This is a genomic window from Sphingopyxis sp. GW821-FHT12C06 (assembly GCF_058807415.1).
Map to the genome: position 1 here is coordinate 63,318 of NZ_JBXAQR010000002.1, position 15,369 is coordinate 78,686.

General features: G+C 65.7%; 18 protein-coding genes. 12 read left to right on the plus strand and 6 right to left on the minus strand.

Annotated elements, in window-relative coordinates:
* The first annotated feature begins 62 nt into the window (after nt 1-62).
* The 4 genes from AC1RRJ_RS05610 (at nt 63) to AC1RRJ_RS05625 (ending at nt 4,284) form a co-directional block, all read left to right on the plus strand.
* Nucleotides 63-1,076: a polyprenyl synthetase family protein gene (locus AC1RRJ_RS05610; protein ID WP_493120775.1), complete on the plus strand. Its 1,014-nt coding sequence runs from the start codon at nt 63-65 to the stop codon at nt 1,074-1,076.
* 16 nt (nt 1,077-1,092) lie between these two features.
* Nucleotides 1,093-1,476, plus strand: coding sequence for a DUF1801 domain-containing protein (locus AC1RRJ_RS05615; protein ID WP_493120776.1), 384 nt, complete (start codon nt 1,093-1,095; stop codon nt 1,474-1,476).
* Nucleotides 1,473-3,938, plus strand: coding sequence for an ATP-dependent helicase HrpB (hrpB, locus tag AC1RRJ_RS05620; RefSeq protein ID WP_493120777.1), 2,466 nt, complete (start codon nt 1,473-1,475; stop codon nt 3,936-3,938). The genes AC1RRJ_RS05615 and hrpB overlap by 4 nt, the downstream gene beginning before the upstream one ends.
* 67 nt (nt 3,939-4,005) lie before the next feature.
* The gene (locus AC1RRJ_RS05625) at nt 4,006-4,284 is read left to right on the plus strand and encodes an ETC complex I subunit (protein ID WP_493120778.1); all 279 of its coding nucleotides are present in this window, start codon (nt 4,006-4,008) and stop codon (nt 4,282-4,284) included.
* Nucleotides 4,285-4,330: 46 nt separating this feature from the next.
* On the opposite strand, the gene AC1RRJ_RS05630 is transcribed toward AC1RRJ_RS05625, so the two are convergent.
* From AC1RRJ_RS05630 to AC1RRJ_RS05650, 5 genes are all read right to left on the minus strand, one after another.
* Nucleotides 4,331-4,546 (minus strand): DUF4170 domain-containing protein, encoded by a 216-nt coding sequence (locus AC1RRJ_RS05630; RefSeq protein ID WP_493120779.1) that lies wholly within the window; start codon nt 4,544-4,546, stop codon nt 4,331-4,333.
* A 78-nt stretch (nt 4,547-4,624) separates the two neighbouring features.
* Nucleotides 4,625-5,041 (minus strand): hypothetical protein, encoded by a 417-nt coding sequence (locus AC1RRJ_RS05635; protein ID WP_493120780.1) that lies wholly within the window; start codon nt 5,039-5,041, stop codon nt 4,625-4,627.
* Nucleotides 5,025-5,414, minus strand: a complete 390-nt coding sequence (locus tag AC1RRJ_RS05640) for a hypothetical protein (RefSeq protein WP_493120781.1) — start codon at nt 5,412-5,414, stop codon at nt 5,025-5,027. The genes AC1RRJ_RS05635 and AC1RRJ_RS05640 overlap by 17 nt, the downstream gene beginning before the upstream one ends.
* A complete protein-coding gene (locus AC1RRJ_RS05645; protein WP_493120782.1) occupies nt 5,411-5,863 on the minus strand; it encodes a phage holin family protein in 453 nt (150 codons plus the stop codon). The genes AC1RRJ_RS05640 and AC1RRJ_RS05645 overlap by 4 nt, the downstream gene beginning before the upstream one ends.
* A 14-nt stretch (nt 5,864-5,877) precedes the next feature.
* A complete protein-coding gene (locus AC1RRJ_RS05650; RefSeq protein WP_493120783.1) occupies nt 5,878-6,429 on the minus strand; it encodes a hypothetical protein in 552 nt (183 codons plus the stop codon).
* A 204-nt stretch (nt 6,430-6,633) separates the two neighbouring features.
* On the opposite strand from AC1RRJ_RS05650, the gene eno reads away from it, so the two are divergent.
* The 8 genes from eno to AC1RRJ_RS05690 all read left to right on the plus strand — a co-directional run bounded on the left by eno (nt 6,634) and on the right by AC1RRJ_RS05690 (nt 14,202).
* Nucleotides 6,634-7,908 carry a phosphopyruvate hydratase gene (gene eno, locus AC1RRJ_RS05655; protein WP_493120784.1) on the plus strand — a complete coding sequence of 425 codons (1,275 nt, stop codon included), beginning with the start codon at nt 6,634-6,636 and terminating at the stop codon, nt 7,906-7,908.
* Between the two features lie 102 nt (nt 7,909-8,010).
* A complete protein-coding gene (locus tag AC1RRJ_RS05660; protein ID WP_493120785.1) occupies nt 8,011-9,357 on the plus strand; it encodes an acetamidase/formamidase family protein in 1,347 nt (448 codons plus the stop codon).
* Nucleotides 9,358-9,414: 57 nt separating this feature from the next.
* A complete protein-coding gene (locus AC1RRJ_RS05665; RefSeq protein ID WP_493120786.1) occupies nt 9,415-9,741 on the plus strand; it encodes an FtsB family cell division protein in 327 nt (108 codons plus the stop codon).
* 130 nt (nt 9,742-9,871) lie between these two features.
* Nucleotides 9,872-10,942: a pyruvate dehydrogenase (acetyl-transferring) E1 component subunit alpha gene (pdhA, locus tag AC1RRJ_RS05670; protein ID WP_493120787.1), complete on the plus strand. Its 1,071-nt coding sequence runs from the start codon at nt 9,872-9,874 to the stop codon at nt 10,940-10,942.
* A gap of 1 nt (nt 10,943) precedes the next feature.
* Nucleotides 10,944-12,326: a pyruvate dehydrogenase complex E1 component subunit beta gene (locus AC1RRJ_RS05675; RefSeq protein ID WP_493120788.1), complete on the plus strand. Its 1,383-nt coding sequence runs from the start codon at nt 10,944-10,946 to the stop codon at nt 12,324-12,326.
* A gap of 74 nt (nt 12,327-12,400) precedes the next feature.
* Entirely contained in the window at nt 12,401-13,048 is a 648-nt protein-coding gene (locus tag AC1RRJ_RS05680; RefSeq protein ID WP_493120789.1) for a hypothetical protein, read from the plus strand.
* Nucleotides 13,049-13,129: 81 nt separating this feature from the next.
* Entirely contained in the window at nt 13,130-13,852 is a 723-nt protein-coding gene (gene cysE / locus AC1RRJ_RS05685; RefSeq protein WP_493120790.1) for a serine O-acetyltransferase, read from the plus strand.
* Nucleotides 13,852-14,202 (plus strand): DUF2794 domain-containing protein, encoded by a 351-nt coding sequence (locus tag AC1RRJ_RS05690; RefSeq protein ID WP_493120791.1) that lies wholly within the window; start codon nt 13,852-13,854, stop codon nt 14,200-14,202. Before cysE ends, AC1RRJ_RS05690 begins: the two co-directional genes overlap by 1 nt.
* Here the strand turns inward: AC1RRJ_RS05690 and AC1RRJ_RS05695 are convergent.
* Nucleotides 14,180-15,268, minus strand: a complete 1,089-nt coding sequence (locus AC1RRJ_RS05695; RefSeq protein ID WP_493120792.1) for a hypothetical protein — start codon at nt 15,266-15,268, stop codon at nt 14,180-14,182. The two genes, AC1RRJ_RS05690 and AC1RRJ_RS05695, sit on opposite strands and share 23 nt — an antisense overlap.
* Nucleotides 15,269-15,369: the final 101 nt, after the last annotated feature.

Genomic DNA, 15,369 nt, shown 5'->3' on the forward strand with positions numbered 1-15,369 from the left:
GGCTGCTGGCAAGCCGAAAGTCATTGCAAATTCGCCCCCGCACGGCCAAGGGTCGCCGCGTCATGACCGCCGAAATTCACCAGCTTCATGGGGAAAACCCGCCCTCGCTCGACCCGATGATGGCGCTCGTCGCCGCCGATATGAACGAGGTCAATTCGGTCATCCTCGACCGGATGCAATCCGAAGTGCCGCTGATCCCCGAACTGGCGGGCCATTTGATCGCGGGCGGCGGCAAGCGGATGCGGCCGATGCTGACGCTCGCCTGCGGGAAATTGCTCGACTATCCGGGTCGCCGTCATTGCAAATTGGCCGCCGCGGTCGAATTCATCCACACGGCAACCTTGCTCCACGACGATGTCGTCGACGGATCGGACCTGCGCCGCGGCCGCAAGACCGCCAACCTGATCTGGGGCAACAGCGCCTCGGTTCTCGTCGGCGATTTCCTGTTCAGCCGCGCCTTTGAGGTAATGGTCGAGGACGGGTCGCTGAAGGTGCTGAAAATCCTCTCGCACGCCTCGGCGGTGATTGCGGAGGGCGAGGTCAACCAGCTCTCGGCGCAGCGCCGGATCGAAACGAGCGAAGACCAGTATCTGGCGATCATCAACGCCAAGACCGCCGAACTCTTCGCCGCGGCGTGCAAGATCGCCGCCGTCGTCGCCGAACGCGACGAGGCGACCGAGGCCGCGCTCGACGCCTATGGCCGCAATCTGGGCATCGCGTTCCAGCTTGTCGACGATGCGATCGACTATGTCTCCGACGCCGAAACCATGGGCAAGGGGGTCGGCGACGACTTCCGCGACGGCAAGGTCACCTTGCCCGTCATCCTCGCCTATGCCCGCGGCACTCCCGAAGAGCGCGAATTCTGGAAGCTCGCGATCACCGGTCACCGCACGTCGGACGAGGATCTGGCGCATGCCACCAGCCTGCTCCACAAGCATGGCACGATCGCCGACACGCTGACCCGCGCGCGCCATTATGGCCAGCGCGCGGTCGACGCGATCGGCGGTTTTCGCGCCAGCCAGGCGAAGTCGGCACTGACCGAGGCGGTCGCCTTTGCGGTCGCCCGCGCTTATTGAGTAGCGCAGGGTGGCGATGGGAATGGGCCCTGCGGCAGACAATCCCGATGCCTATATCGCGGCGCTTTCGGGCTGGCAGCGTGAACGCGCCGCAATGATGCGTGCGGCGATCATGGGCGCCGCCCCTTTCGAAGAGACGATCAAATGGACCAACCTCGTCTTCCTCGCGAACGGTCCGTGCATCCTGATCCGCGCCGAGGAGCATCGCGTCCTGCTCGGCTTCTGGCGCGGCAAACGGCTGCGCGATCTCGAGCCGCGGATCAGGGCGAGCGGCAAATATGAACTCGGCAATCTGGTGATGACCGGGGCGACCGACGTGACGCCGGAAATCGTTGCGGTGCTTGCCGTCGAGGCCTTCCGTCTCAACGCCGAACTTGGCAATCCCGCGGCGCGCGCATGACGCAGGCGCTGCCGATTGACGTCGTGCTGCCCGATATCATGGCGGCGCTGGTGCTGAAGCCCAACGCGGTCGTCGTCGCGCCGCCGGGTGCGGGCAAGACGACCCGCGTTGCGCCTGCACTGCTGGGTCAGCCTTGGTGCAAGGGCGCGGTGTGGCTGCTCTCGCCGCGGCGGCTGGCCGCGCGCGCCGCCGCCGAGCGGATCGCCGAGGAGATGGGCGAGGCGGTCGGCGGGACCGTCGGCTATGCGACGCGGCTCGACAGCAAACAGTCGGGGAAGACGCGCCTGCTGGTGATGACCCCCGGCCTGTTCCGCAACCGCATCCTCGCCGACCCCGAGCTTGCCGGTGTGTCGGCGGTGCTGTTCGACGAGGTCCATGAACGCAGCCTCGACGGCGATTTCGCACTTGCGCTGGCAATCGATGCCCAGCAGGGGCTCCGCGACGAACTGCGGCTGATCGCGATGTCGGCAACGCTCGACGGCGCGCGCTTCGGGGCGTTGCTCGGCGATGCGCCGGTGCTGAAGAGCGAGGGCAAAATCTGGCCGCTCGAGCTGCGCCATATCGGCCGCCGCGCCGAGGAACGGCTGGAGGCGTCGGTGCTCGCGGCGGTGCGGCAGGCGCTTGCCGATGAGCCCGCAGGCGACATGCTCACATTCCTGCCCGGCGCCGCCGATATCGACCGCGCGGCAACGGCGGTCGAGGACGCGCGGCTGCCGCTGGTCGTCCATCGCCTGCACGGACAGATCGACCCCGCGATGCAGCGCAAGGCGCTCGTTCGCGACCCGGAGGGGCGCCGCAAGCTGATCATCGCAACCAGCATCGCCGAAACCAGTCTGACGATCGAAGGCGTTCGTATCGTCATCGATGCCGGCCTGTCGCGCCGTCCACGCTTCGACAAGGCCGCGGGTATCGCGCGTCTCGTCACCGAACGCGCGAGCCAGGCGTCGGCGACCCAGCGCGCCGGCCGCGCCGCGCGTCAGGGGCCGGGGGTTGCCTATCGCTTGTGGGAGGCGGCTGCGACCGCGGGGGTGCCGCCCTTCGATCCGCCCGAAATTCACGAAAATGACCTGATGCCCGTCGTGCTCGACTGCGCGAGCTGGGGTATCATCGATCCGCGTCAGCTCGGCTGGCTCGACCCGCCGTCACCCGCGGCGATTGCCGAGGCCAAATCGCGCTTGCAGGCGATCGGTGCGCTGGGAGCCGATGGGCGGATCACCGCGAGCGGCAAGGCGCTCGCTTCGGTTCCGCTCCCGGTGCCGCTCGCGCATATGCTGATCGAGGCGGCGCGGGCAGGGGAGACCGATCTCGCCGCGCGTCTCGCGGTGCTGCTCACCGAACCCGGCCTTGGCGGGCGCGGGGTCGATGTCGAGGCGCGGCTGGGGCGCTGGCGCGGGCAACGGGGTGAGCGTTCAGAAGGCGCGATCCGGCTTGCGCGACGGCTCGCGGGCATCGGCGAAAAACTGGCGGCGGGACCGGCGGACACCGGGACGCGCTCGATCGGCGGCTGGATCGCGACGGCCTGGCCTGACCGCGTGGCACGCCAGCGGGCGGGGCAGCGCGGCGAATATCTGAGCGTCGGCGGCCGCGCTTATCGTATCGACCCGGTCGAGCCCCTCGCGGGCAGCGAATGGCTCGCGATCGCCGATGCGCAGGGCCTTGCGGCGGGCGTCCGCATCCTGAGCGCCGCGCCGATCGCGCTCGCCGAGGTCGAGGCGATTTTCGGCGACCGGATCGTCACCCAATCGGCGAGCAGCTATGACGCCGCGAACGACCGTGTCGATCATCGCCGCGAACGGCGGCTGGGCGCGATTGCGCTGGCGAGCGGGAAGGCGCCGCGTAACGACGGCGCCGAGGATGATGTTGCGGTGCGGATGGCGGCGGTGCAGGGCAAGGGGCTCGGGCTGATCGGCTGGGGCCCGGTGTCGCAGGCGCTGCGCCAGCGCGCGTCGTTCGCCGGTATCGATGCGCTGTCGGCCCCGGCGCTCGCCGACAGCGCGGATATGTGGCTCGCGCCTCTGCTCGCGCGGTGCCGGGGTCTCCGCGATATCGGCGATGGCAGGCTGGCCGATGCGCTGATGGCGATGCTCGACTGGCCCGCGCGCCAGCGCCTCGAGAAATTCGCGCCCGCCGATTACACGACCCCCGCGGGCAGCCGTCATGCGATCGACTATGGCGCCGACGGCGGACCGACGGTCAGCGTGCGGGTGCAGGAAATGTTCGGGCTCGCCCGCCATCCGGCGATCGGCGATCCGCCGGTTCCGCTCATCCTCGCGCTGACCTCGCCCGCGCACCGGCCGATCCAGACGAGCCGCGACCTCGTCTCCTTCTGGAGCGGCAGCTGGTACGAGGTCGCAAAGGAGATGCGCGGCCGCTATCCGAGGCATAGCTGGCCCGACGATCCGGCGACCGCGCGCCCGACATTGATGACGAAAGCGGCGCAGGCCCGGCGCGACGCGCAATAAGCCCTCTTTCCGGGCGCGCATCGACGGGCTAAGGCGACCGCACAGGCACCAGTATAGGACGACCCAGATGAAAGCGCGGATTTTCCAGAAACCCAAAAATGCGATGCAGTCCGGCCGGGCCGGGACGCAGCGCTGGATGCTGGAATTCGCGCCCGCCGAAGCGCGCAAGGCCGATCCGCTGATGGGCTGGGCGGGCAGCGGAGATACGCAGCGTCAGCTGCGGCTGGGCTTCGCGAGCCGCGACGAAGCGCTGGCCTATGCCGAACGCAATGGCATCGACGCCGAGGTCATTGAGACCCCCGAGCGCCGGTTGAAGATTCAGGCCTACGCCGACAATTTCCGGTGAGGTAGCCGCCCCCGCCTTCGCGGGGGCGACGCTTGTCATCCAATGATTATTGGGCTTCCGGCTGCAGAAACTTGTGCAGGTGGACGACGACATATTTCATTTCGGCATCGTCGACGGTGCGCTGCGCGGCGGCGCGCCATGCCTTTTCGGCCGACGCATAGTCGGGAAACAGGCCGACGATATCGAGCGCGGTCGGGTCGGTGAAATCGAGAGTTTGCGGATCGCTGACGCGCCCGCCAAAAACCAGGTGCAGTTTGCTCATTGTTGCTTTCCTTGCCGGTAAGCGCTGGGGAGGGGAGGAGGCGGCCCCTACCAGCGCAGCGCCGTTACGGCAAGCCGGTCAGTCGTTGTTGCGCTTGGGGAGGAGCGAGCCGAGCAATGCGCCAAGCGCCACCGCGCCGGCGACCAGCGCCAGCGGCTGTTCCTGTGCGACGTCCTTGAGCTTGCTGTTGGCGCGCTTCGCCTGAACCTTGCCCTTTGCGATCGCCTGTTCGGCGACGTCGCGTGCGGCTTCGGCCTGTTCGCGGCCCTTGGCGGCGAGTTCGCTCGTCGCGGTGCGTGTGCGGTCGGCGAGTTCGCTCGTCGCGGCGCGCGTGCGATCGGCGAGATCGTCGGTCGCGGCGCGCGCGCGGCCATAGCCGTCCTGGATTCGTGCTTTCGCCGCCTCGGCGGTCAGTCGCGCGTTTTCGGCGGTTTTCTCCGCAAGTTCACTCGCTTTTGCACGCGTGTCGCGGGCGGTTTCACTGAACGGCTTCATCTTCTTCCTCCAATGGTTCGATTGCTTCTTCGGCTTCGACGTCCCCGGCGGGGCGCAGCCGGTCGACGACCGCGGTCGCCATCTCCTGAATCTTGCGGCCGATGCGCGGCGCATGTTCCCTGATCGGTTCGCGGAAAAGCCATGCAACCCCCGCCACCGCGGCAATCGTGATCGGCAGGCGGTTGTCGCGAAACTCCTGCCGTACGACATGCGCGGCGTCATCGACGACTTCGCCGACGCGATATTTGCCGCGACTTACGAGCGCCGCCGGTTTGAACGCATCGCGCGCAACGCCGACCTTGCGCTGTAATTCGGCGCGTTGGAGCATCGACTGCCGGACCGCGTTGATCAGGCGGGTGCGCGATCCGTTCACAGATCTTCACCTTCGTGCATCAGGTCGTTGCGCAGCGCCGTCCGCACATCGCGCCAGCCCAGATGTGCGCGCCACCCGGCAAAGGCCGCGACCGCAAGCAAGGCGACGAAGACGATCAGCGTCGCGAGCAGCGGTCCGACCAGCGGCGTCAACACCATGATCCCGCCAAAGGCGAGCGCGAGCATCGCGACGAGCAAGGCGCAGGCCGCAACAAAGCCCCAGCCGGACATCCATTTGAAGCCCTCCCAGCCGAAGGCGCGCCGCGCGTCGAGCAGCGCCAGTTCGGCCTTCGCGGTCGCCGACAGGTTGTCGACGACCTCGCGCACGATATCCTCCAGCGGCACCGGTGGCGGCGTCGGGGCGGGTCCATCGGGCGCAAAGCCGTGGCTGACACGGTCAAAGCTGCGCGGTGCGGACGCGGGCGGGGTTTCGGGCTGGGTGTTCGGCATAAGGGTGGCCGGCGTCAGCCGTTGTTCGACCCGCCTTTCAACATGCGGGCGAGGACGAAGCCTATCACGGCGGCGGCGCCAACCGCCACGGCGGGGCTCTTCTTGACGAATTCGCGGGTCGAGGCGGCGAGCTCGTCGAGATCTTTTTCGTCGAGCGTCGTGGCAAGGCCGGCGACGGTGGTCGCGGCCGAACGGGCGTAGTCGCCATATTGCTTGCCGAATTTGGTATCGACGGTCCCGGCGCTATCTTCGAGCATCCTGGCGAGGCTGCCGACGGCATCGGCGGCCTTGTCCTTGCCCTTGGTCGCGGCTTCGCGCGCCTTGGTCGAAGCCTGGTTTGCGAGCGTCGATGCTTCATCCTTCAAAGAGGCGGCCTTTTTCGATGCTTCGGATTTGATGGTGTCGCGGGTCGCGGCGATCTGGTCGCGGATCGGATGATCCTTTGCGCTGGTCTTGGCTGCGGCAGGCTTGCGCGCGGGCGCCGCCTTGGTCGCGGCGGCTTTTACGGGCGCCTTGGGACGGGGAGCGGCAACTTTCTTGGTCGCGGGAGTAGCGGCTTTGGCCATGGGCGTTGTCCTCTTCTTCTTTTATCGGGCGTCGCACCAGCGAACGTCCCCTTTGGTCCTGTATCAATATATAGCAAGGCGGGGCTAATGGTTCCATAGTTCTGCAAAATTCCTCTGCGGTGGTTGCACTGGCGGCACGGCGCCGATAACAGGCGGGCGCTCTATTCCACCGGCCTGCCTACGGCCGCCAGCAGGACATATCCCATGACCGCCATCATCGACATTCACGGCCGCGAAATTCTCGACAGCCGCGGCAATCCCACCGTCGAAGTCGATGTGCTGCTGGAAGACGGCAGCTTCGGCCGTGCCGCGGTGCCCTCGGGCGCGTCGACCGGCGCGCACGAAGCCGTCGAACTGCGCGATGGCGACAAGAGCCGCTATCTCGGCAAGGGCGTGCTCAAGGCCGTCGCGGCCGTAAACGGCGACATCGCTGACGCGCTGATCGGTCTCGATGCCGAAGACCAGCGCGAACTCGATCAGGCGATGATCGACCTCGACGGCACGCCCAACAAGGCCCGCCTTGGCGCCAATGCGATCCTCGGCGTCAGCCTTGCCGCCGCCAAAGCCGCGGCCGATGCGCGCGGTCTGCCGCTCTATCGCTATGTCGGCGGCGTTTCCGCCCGCACACTTCCCGTTCCGATGATGAACATCATCAACGGCGGCGAGCACGCCGACAACCCGATCGACGTCCAGGAATTCATGATCATGCCCGTCGGCGCCGGCAGCATCGCCGAAGCCGTGCGCTGGGGCAGCGAAATCTTCCACACGCTGAAGAAGGGCCTGTCGGCCAAAGGTCTCGCGACCGCAGTGGGCGATGAGGGCGGCTTTGCCCCGAACCTTGCCTCGACGCGCGACGCGCTCGACTTCATCGCTGCATCGGTCGATCAGGCGGGCTTCAAGCTCGGCACCGACGTCGTCCTCGCGCTCGATTGTGCCGCGACCGAATTCTTCAAGAACGGCAAGTACGAGATCAGCGGCGAAAAACTGTCGCTGAGCCCCGAGCAGATGGCTGAATATCTCGCCGCACTCGTCAAGGATTACCCGATCCTGTCGATCGAAGACGGGATGAGCGAAGATGATTTCGTGGGCTGGAAAGCGCTCACCGACCTCGTCGGCGACAAGTGCCAGCTCGTCGGCGACGATCTGTTCGTCACCAATCCGCTGCGTCTGGAACAGGGCATCAAGGACGGCCTCGCCAACTCGCTGCTCGTCAAGGTCAACCAGATCGGCACGCTGTCCGAAACGCTCGACGCCGTCGATATGGCGCACCGCGCGCGCTACACCGCCGTTATGTCGCACCGTTCGGGCGAGACCGAGGACGCAACGATCGCCGACCTCGCGGTCGCGACCAACTGCGGCCAGATCAAGACCGGCAGCCTCGCGCGTTCGGACCGGCTCGCGAAATACAACCAGCTGATCCGCATCGAGGAAGAGCTGGGCAACATGGCGCGTTATCCGGGGATGGCTATTTTCACCTGATCCATGACTGTTGTCGGCACCACATAGTCATTCGTCGAATTGGCCTAACGCGGTCGGCGCGGAGGCTTATGGAGCGGGTCTTGACGTAGCAGGAGGCCCGCCTTGAAATACCCGAGTCAGACGCTGTTGGCGGTGTTTGCCGTAACATTGGCCGCACTGCCCGCGTCGGCTCGTGACACGTGGATCGTCCGGACCGATTATTGGGGGTCGCCGGCTTTTTCGACGATGACTCTCGATATCGCCGATGGACGGGCGTCGGGTGAAATCGACGGCAGTCGCATCGAGGGCGCTGTGCGTGGCTCGGCGCTCGACTTGCGCAGCACGGACGCGAGCGGGCAGGTTTCGCGTTACTCGTTGCAGCGACGCGCGACCGAATTGAGCGGCGAAGCGGATATGCCGGACACGAACGATCCCAAAGCCCGCGCGATTCGCCGGATCACGGCGTGGCGGGTGCCCGACAGGACGGGCGGGCCGAAGGTCGTCGAATATCGCCCGACCGATTATTCGAACAGCTGGGATGCCGATCGCAAGCCGGCTCTGGTTGTTTGGCCCGGCGATACGATCCGTACCACCACGGTCGATTCCGGCGGCGTGGACGAAAAGGGCGTGACGCGCGCGCTGTTTGGCAATCCGCAGACCGGGCCTTTCTTTGTCGCCGGTGCCGAGCCCGGCGATACGCTGGTCGTCCATATTCGCCGTCTGGCGCTTAACCGCGACTATGCCGACAGCCTCGACTCCATCGTCGGCCGGGCGCTCGGAACGTCACTCGTGGCTTCGGCCGGTGATCTGGACAAGCCGGTGCGCTGGATACTCGACCGGAAAGCGGGCCGGGCACGTCCCGCCGACGCCAGCGGCGCGCTGGCCGATTTCTCGGTGCCGGTCAGGCCGATGCTGGGCGGAATGGCTGTCGCCCCCGGGTTCGGAATGCCGGCCATATCGACGGGCGACACCGGACGCTTCGGCGGAAACATGGATTTCAACGAGGTCGTTGAAGGAAATATCGTCTATCTGCCCGTGCAACAGCCGGGCGCGCTCTTGTATATCGGTGATGCGCATGCGCTTCAGGGCGATGGCGAAACCTCGCAATATGCGCTCGAGACGTCGATGGATGTCACGATGACGGTCGATATTATCAAGGGGCAGGCGATCGAGATGCCGCGGGTCGAATCGCCGAGGGAAATCATGGCGCTGGGTCAGGCTGGATCGCTCGATGAAGCGCTGAAATCTGCGAGCACAGGCATCATCCAATGGCTGCAGCGGGACTATGGCATGACCCTGTCGCAGACGGCGCAAGTGATGGGGAGCGCGATGCGCTATTCGGTTGCGAACCTTGCGGGACGCAGCGTGGGTGTTTCCGCGCGGATTGACAAAGCGCTTCTGCCCGCGCCGCGAAACGTCGTCAGCCGTCGGGGCGCGGGTCCTGCTGACGGGAATGACGTATCGCCCTAGTCGATTATGCGCCGTGTACGCTTGACGCCGCGAATCAACTCTGATTCAAGGGCCGGAATGACGCAGCGCCACAAATTCCGTAAATCGATGAACCGGGCCGTCGGTCCCGCCATTGCCGTGATCGCGGTGCTGGCGATGATCGGTTACGGGATTTTCGGGCCGACCGGACTGTATGCGTGGGGCGAATATGGTCAGTCGGTTGAAAAGAAGCGCGTCGTGCTGACCGAGTTGTCCAAGCGGCAGCATGAGCTTCAGAACCGCGTCAACCTGCTCGACCGCCAGCGCGTCGATCCCGACCTTGCCGAAGAATATGTTCGCGAGCGGCTGGGCGCCTATCACCCCGACGAGGTGATCATTCCGATGGAACCCGACGCGAAGCCCTGACGGGTTTTTGCTGCACCCATGCTGCATACGTAAGGCAAGCATGCACCCTTCCCAAGGGGGCGTTGCCAAAGGGGTTATGGCGCTCCTATAGGAAGCCTTGCCGTTACGGCTAACTGCAAAGGAACCCGCCTTGGCCAAAGCTCCCGCGCGCACAACTGCCGCGCCAAAAAAGACTGCATCCACCCCAGCACCCGCGACCAATCGCGACCAGCCGCGCGACCCCGCGCCCTATGACGCGAGCCCGGAAGAGCTCGAGACATTCTACCGCGAGATGTTGCTCATCCGCCGCTTCGAGGAAAAGGCGGGCCAGCTTTACGGTCTCGGCCTGATCGGCGGCTTCTGTCACCTCTATATCGGCCAGGAAGCCGTTGCGGTCGGCCTGCAGAGCGCGCTCGACGGCGACAAGGACAGCGTGATCACCGGATACCGCGACCATGGCCACATGCTGGCCTATGGTATCGACCCGAAGGTCATCATGGCCGAGCTGACTGGCCGCGCCGCCGGCATTTCGCGCGGCAAGGGCGGCTCGATGCACATGTTCAGCGTCGAGCATAAATTCTACGGCGGCCATGGCATCGTCGGCGCGCAAGTGTCGCTCGGCACCGGGCTTGCCTTCGCACATAAATATCGCGGCGATGGCGGCATCGCCATGTCCTATTTCGGCGACGGCGCATCGAACCAGGGCCAGGTTTACGAGAGCTTCAACATGGCCGAGCTGTGGAAGCTGCCGATCATCTTCGTGATCGAGAACAACCAGTACGCCATGGGCACCTCGGTCAACCGCTCGTCGGCCGAAGACCAGCTTTATCGTCGCGGTGAAAGCTTCCGCATTCCCGGGATGCAGGTCGACGGCATGGACGTGCTTGCGGTGCGCGGTGCGGCCGAAGCCGCGATCGAATGGGTGCGCGCGGGCAAGGGCCCGGTGTTGATGGAACTCAAAACCTATCGCTATCGCGGTCATTCGATGTCCGACCCCGCCAAATATCGCAGCCGCGAGGAAGTGCAGGCGGTACGCGACAAGTCCGATGCGATCGAACATCTGAAAAAGCTGATGCTCGATGCGGGCATCACCGAGGACAAGATCAAGGATATCGACAAGGAAATCCGCACGATTGTGGCTGAATCCGCAGACTTTGCGGAAAGCGCGCCCGAACCCGATCTTCCCGAACTTTATACCGACGTGCTGGTGGAGCAATATTGAGATGGCCATCGAATTGAAGATGCCGGCGCTGTCGCCGACGATGGAAGAAGGCACGCTGGCGAAATGGCTGGTCAAGGAAGGCGACACGGTCAAATCGGGCGACATCCTCGCCGAGATCGAAACCGACAAGGCGACGATGGAATATGAAGCGATCGACGAAGGCACGATCGCGCAAATCCTGGTCGCCGAGGGCACCGACAATGTGAAGGTCGGCACCGTGATCGCGACGATCACGGGCGAGGGCGAAGAGGCGAGCGCGGCTCCTGCGCCGACTCCCGCCGCTGCGGCACCCGAAGCCAAGGCCGAAGCCCCGGCACCCGCGCCCGCTGCGGCTCCGGCTGCGGCAGCTTCCGCCCCAACCGAACGCGCCTCCGATCCCGCGATCCCGGCCGGCACCGCGATGGTCCGCCTGACGGTGCGCGAAGCCTTGCGCGATGCGATGGCCGAGGAAATGCGCGCCGACGACCGCGTGTTCGTGATGGGCGAGGAAGTCGCCGAATATCAGGGCGCCTACAAGGTCACACAGGGCCTGCTCGAGGAATTTGGCGACCGCCGCGTCGTCGATACCCCGATCACCGAATATGGTTTTGCCGGTCTTGGCACGGGCGCCGCGATGGGCGGCCTGCGGCCGATCATCGAATTCATGACCTTCAACTTCGCGATGCAGGCGATCGACCACATCATCAACTCTGCGGCGAAGACCAACTATATGTCGGGCGGTCAGATGCGCTGCCCGATCGTGTTCCGCGGCCCGAACGGCGCGGCGTCGCGCGTCGGCGCGCAGCACAGCCAGAATTTCGCACCCTGGTACGCCAGCGTCCCCGGCCTGATCGTGATCGCGCCCTATGACGCCGCCGATGCCAAGGGACTGATGAAGGCCGCGATCCGCAGCCCCGACCCGGTCGTCTTCCTCGAAAACGAACTTCTTTATGGCCGCAGCTTTGACGTTCCCGATGTCGCCGATTTCGTCCTGCCGATCGGCAAGGCGCGGATCATGCGCGAGGGCAGCGATGTCACCATCGTCAGCTATTCGATCGGCGTCGGGCTCGCGCTCGAAGCCGCCGACGCGCTGGCGGCTGAGGGGATCGAAGCCGAAGTGATCGATCTGCGCACGCTGCGCCCGCTCGACACCGCGACTGTGCTTGCCAGCCTCAAGAAGACCAACCGTCTGGTCGTCGTCGAGGAAGGCTGGCCGACCTGTTCGATCGCCAGCGAAATCGCGATGGTCGCGATGGAACAGGGCTTCGACGATCTCGACGCACCGGTGATGCGCGTGTGCAACGAAGATGTGCCGCTGCCCTATGCCGCCAACCTCGAAAAGGCGGCGCTCGTCGACACCCCGCGCGTGATCGCGGCGGTGAAGGCGATCTGCAACCGGGCATAGTTCCCTGTGTCAATGCGACCCTGGCGCTTGCCGGGGTCGCATTGACGGGCAGGGAATGTTAGCGCGCTCCCGTAATGACCACCGAAACCAACCCCGACGCGCCGCACGAGGGCGCCTGGCCCGACATGCGCGATCCGCGCGTGATGGTCGCGGTGTCGCATGCGCGGCGACCGGCGATGACGGCGCTGTGGGCGCTCGCGGCGCGACTGACGCGATTGCTCATCGAAGCGCGCGAGCCGCTGATCGCGCAGATCAAGCTCGCCTGGTGGCGCGATATGGCGGTGATGATCGCGAGCGATCCCGATGCGTTGCCCAAGGGCGAACCGCTCCTCGCCGAACTGCGCACGACCTGGGGCGGGCAGGCGGGGCTCGACACGCTGGTCGATGCGGCGGAGGCGGTACTGCTCGCCGAGGACGACGGTCAGCGGCGCGAAGCGGCAGCGGCGTTCGGCGCGTGCTTGTTTGCCCTGTCGGGCGGCGGCGGCGGCGGCGATTGCTGGGGCCTGCTCTGGGGCGCGAGCGTGCAGGAAGGCGAGCGCGAGGCGCGCCAGCTCATCGCCGATGCGCGTATTGGCAGGGCCACTCGGCGCACGGCTTATGCCGGAAACCGGGCGCTTTTGATGCTGGACCGCTGGGCCGGTGCGATCGCGGCGCATGACGGCGAACGGCGCTGGCGCAGCGAAGGACTGCTGCTGTTTCGCATCGGTTTGCTTGGCCGCTGACGATAAAAAGCCACCGGGGCTGGAAATGATGCCCCCGAACATCTATCTTGCTGCGAACAATAGGGTCGCAGGGGACAGTGTATGTTCAACGGGCTGATTGCCTATCTCGATTCGATCAAGGCGCGCGATCCGGCGCCACGGTCGCGTTGGGAAATCCTTCTCTACCCCGGCCTGCTCGCGGTCGGCATGCACCGCATTGCGCACTGGCTGTTCGAGGCGCGGCTGTTCTTCCTCGCCCGCTTCGTCAATCATTTCTCGCGTTTTCTGACCGCCATCGACATCCATCCGGGCGCGACGATCGGCCGCCACTTGTTCATCGACCATGGCTTTGGTGTCGTGATCGGCGAAACGGCAGAGATCGGCGACAATGTTTCCATCTATCAGGGCGTGACGCTGGGGGGGACAGATCCCGCGAACGGTATCGGCGGAAAACGCCATCCGACGCTGGCCGACGATGTCATCGTCGGTTCGGGCGCGCAGATACTGGGCCCGGTCACCGTCAACACGCGCGCGCGCGTCGGCGCCAATGCCGTGGTGACCAAGGATGTGCCCGAGGGCGCGGTGATGGTCGGCATTCCGGCGCGCTCGACGTTGATCGATGCCACCGAATATGCGCGCGAATTCGTGCCCTACGGCACGCAGTGCAGCGAGAATTTCGACCCCGCGACGCAGAAGGTCGAAATCCTCCAGTGCCAGCTCGAGCTGCTGCAGAAGCAGTTGCAATCGCTGCTCAACGATCGCGATGCAGCCGCTGCGGAGGACGATGAGGCCCCGCGCCGCAAAGGGAGCCGGAAAAGCGCCTGATGGGAACGGTAACGCCTCTGCCGTTCGCGAATAGCAGAGCGGTACCGCAGCAGACCGGCTTCGAGCGTCCCGAATTGATGCGCATCCTCGACCTTTACGGCCGGATGGTCGCGGCGGGGCATTGGCGCGACTATGCGATGGATTTTCACCGCGACGCCGCGATCTTCTCGGCCTTTCGCCGCGCTTCCGAACGCCCCGAATATCGCATCGAAAAACGCCCCGCCTTGCGGAGCCGCCAGGGGATGTGGGCGCTGGTCTCCGAAGCCGGGGCGATTTTGAAGCGCGGGGACGAGCTTGCGAATGTGCTCGCCCCCGTCGAACGCAAGCTTATGAAGCTGGTATCGGACTGACCGTCCGCACCGTCGCGGGCAGCTGGTCTGCGAGGTTGGCGGGCAACAGGCCGACCACCGCCGCCCGGGCGTTCTGCCAGAAGGCCGACAGCAGCAGCAGCGCCGATCCGATGACGAACGCCGTCAGCGCGACATTGAGCTCGACCGCCCCGAATTCGCGAAACAATTGCGTCATCGCGAACAGGACATAGGCCAACGCCGAGACGAGCAGCGCGCGGCGGTCGATCGCCAGCGCGATCAGCCCGAACAATACATAAATGCCGACGACCATCACCGCTGCAACGCTGGTGATATTGTCGCCTTGCGTCACGCCCAGCAGGTGAAAGACCGGGTGTGCGATCATCGGCGCGGCGAGCAGATGGAGCCAGAAGGCGACGTCGCTGCGCCGCGTCTGGCGAACCCGGTCGCTGCGGTCCCACCACATGGCGAGCGCGAAGACGCCGAGGCCCGCGACGAGCACCAGCGCCATGACGATGTCGGGTGAGGTGGCGACGTCGACGGAGGTGGCGACGCCGACGATCGACAGGACCAGCGCAACCGCGGTCGCGGCAAGCGCGGCAGTGCCTGCAGCGATGGTGACCGGAACCATGAAGCGCTTCCAGTGCAACCACGTCGCGGCGGCAGTTACCAGCGCGATTCCGCCGACGAGCAGCGCGCCGACGGTATCGCCGGGATCATTGCTGAAGATTGCCTCGCCATGTTCGACGAGAAATCCGATCATCGTCGCCGCGACGCCGCCCGAAAAGGCGAGGACGAGGACGATGCTGGGCAGCGCCATGCGGCGTTGCCGCGTGAAATATTCGGCGAGGAACCACGCCGATGCGGCGACGAAGGCGCCGCCGAGCGCGGGATGAATCGACGCCCCGATCCAGGCGACCGCCATGAGCAGGATCACCGCGGCGATGCTGACGAAGATATCGTTGAATCCGGTGATGAGGCGGAAATGTTCCTCATCCGCCCCGGGGGCGGAGCGCGCCGATGCGACATGCGACCGAAAGGCTGTTGCGGCCTCCGGCGTCAATATCTTCGCATCGACCGCAGCTTGCAGGTCGCTGTCACTATACATCGGGGTCGTCCTTTTCGTCAGATCCCCTTGCCCCGCATCATGTATCGCATGAGCGTGTTAGTGTGTCAATACAGCAGCGCGGCGCCGGGTGGCGCCGCGCC

Bases quoted from the DNA above. Each gene is read 5' to 3' on its own strand.
- cysE (WP_493120790.1), top strand. From the start codon at position 13,130: ATGTTCAACGGGCTGATTGCCTATCTCGATTCGATCAAGGCGCGCGAT.
- AC1RRJ_RS05645 (WP_493120782.1), bottom strand. From the start codon at position 5,863: ATGCCGAACACCCAGCCCGAAACCCCGCCCGCGTCCGCACCGCGCAGC.
- AC1RRJ_RS05680 (WP_493120789.1), top strand. From the start codon at position 12,401: ATGACCACCGAAACCAACCCCGACGCGCCGCACGAGGGCGCCTGGCCC.
- AC1RRJ_RS05630 (WP_493120779.1), bottom strand. From the start codon at position 4,546: ATGAGCAAACTGCACCTGGTTTTTGGCGGGCGCGTCAGCGATCCGCAA.
- AC1RRJ_RS05650 (WP_493120783.1), bottom strand. From the start codon at position 6,429: ATGGCCAAAGCCGCTACTCCCGCGACCAAGAAAGTTGCCGCTCCCCGT.
- AC1RRJ_RS05690 (WP_493120791.1), top strand. From the start codon at position 13,852: ATGGGAACGGTAACGCCTCTGCCGTTCGCGAATAGCAGAGCGGTACCG.
- AC1RRJ_RS05695 (WP_493120792.1), bottom strand. From the start codon at position 15,268: ATGTATAGTGACAGCGACCTGCAAGCTGCGGTCGATGCGAAGATATTG.
- AC1RRJ_RS05615 (WP_493120776.1), top strand. From the start codon at position 1,093: ATGGGAATGGGCCCTGCGGCAGACAATCCCGATGCCTATATCGCGGCG.
- AC1RRJ_RS05610 (WP_493120775.1), top strand. From the start codon at position 63: ATGACCGCCGAAATTCACCAGCTTCATGGGGAAAACCCGCCCTCGCTC.
- AC1RRJ_RS05675 (WP_493120788.1), top strand. From the start codon at position 10,944: ATGGCCATCGAATTGAAGATGCCGGCGCTGTCGCCGACGATGGAAGAA.
- AC1RRJ_RS05635 (WP_493120780.1), bottom strand. From the start codon at position 5,041: ATGAAGCCGTTCAGTGAAACCGCCCGCGACACGCGTGCAAAAGCGAGT.
- hrpB (WP_493120777.1), top strand. From the start codon at position 1,473: ATGACGCAGGCGCTGCCGATTGACGTCGTGCTGCCCGATATCATGGCG.
- AC1RRJ_RS05625 (WP_493120778.1), top strand. From the start codon at position 4,006: ATGAAAGCGCGGATTTTCCAGAAACCCAAAAATGCGATGCAGTCCGGC.
- eno (WP_493120784.1), top strand. From the start codon at position 6,634: ATGACCGCCATCATCGACATTCACGGCCGCGAAATTCTCGACAGCCGC.
- AC1RRJ_RS05665 (WP_493120786.1), top strand. From the start codon at position 9,415: ATGACGCAGCGCCACAAATTCCGTAAATCGATGAACCGGGCCGTCGGT.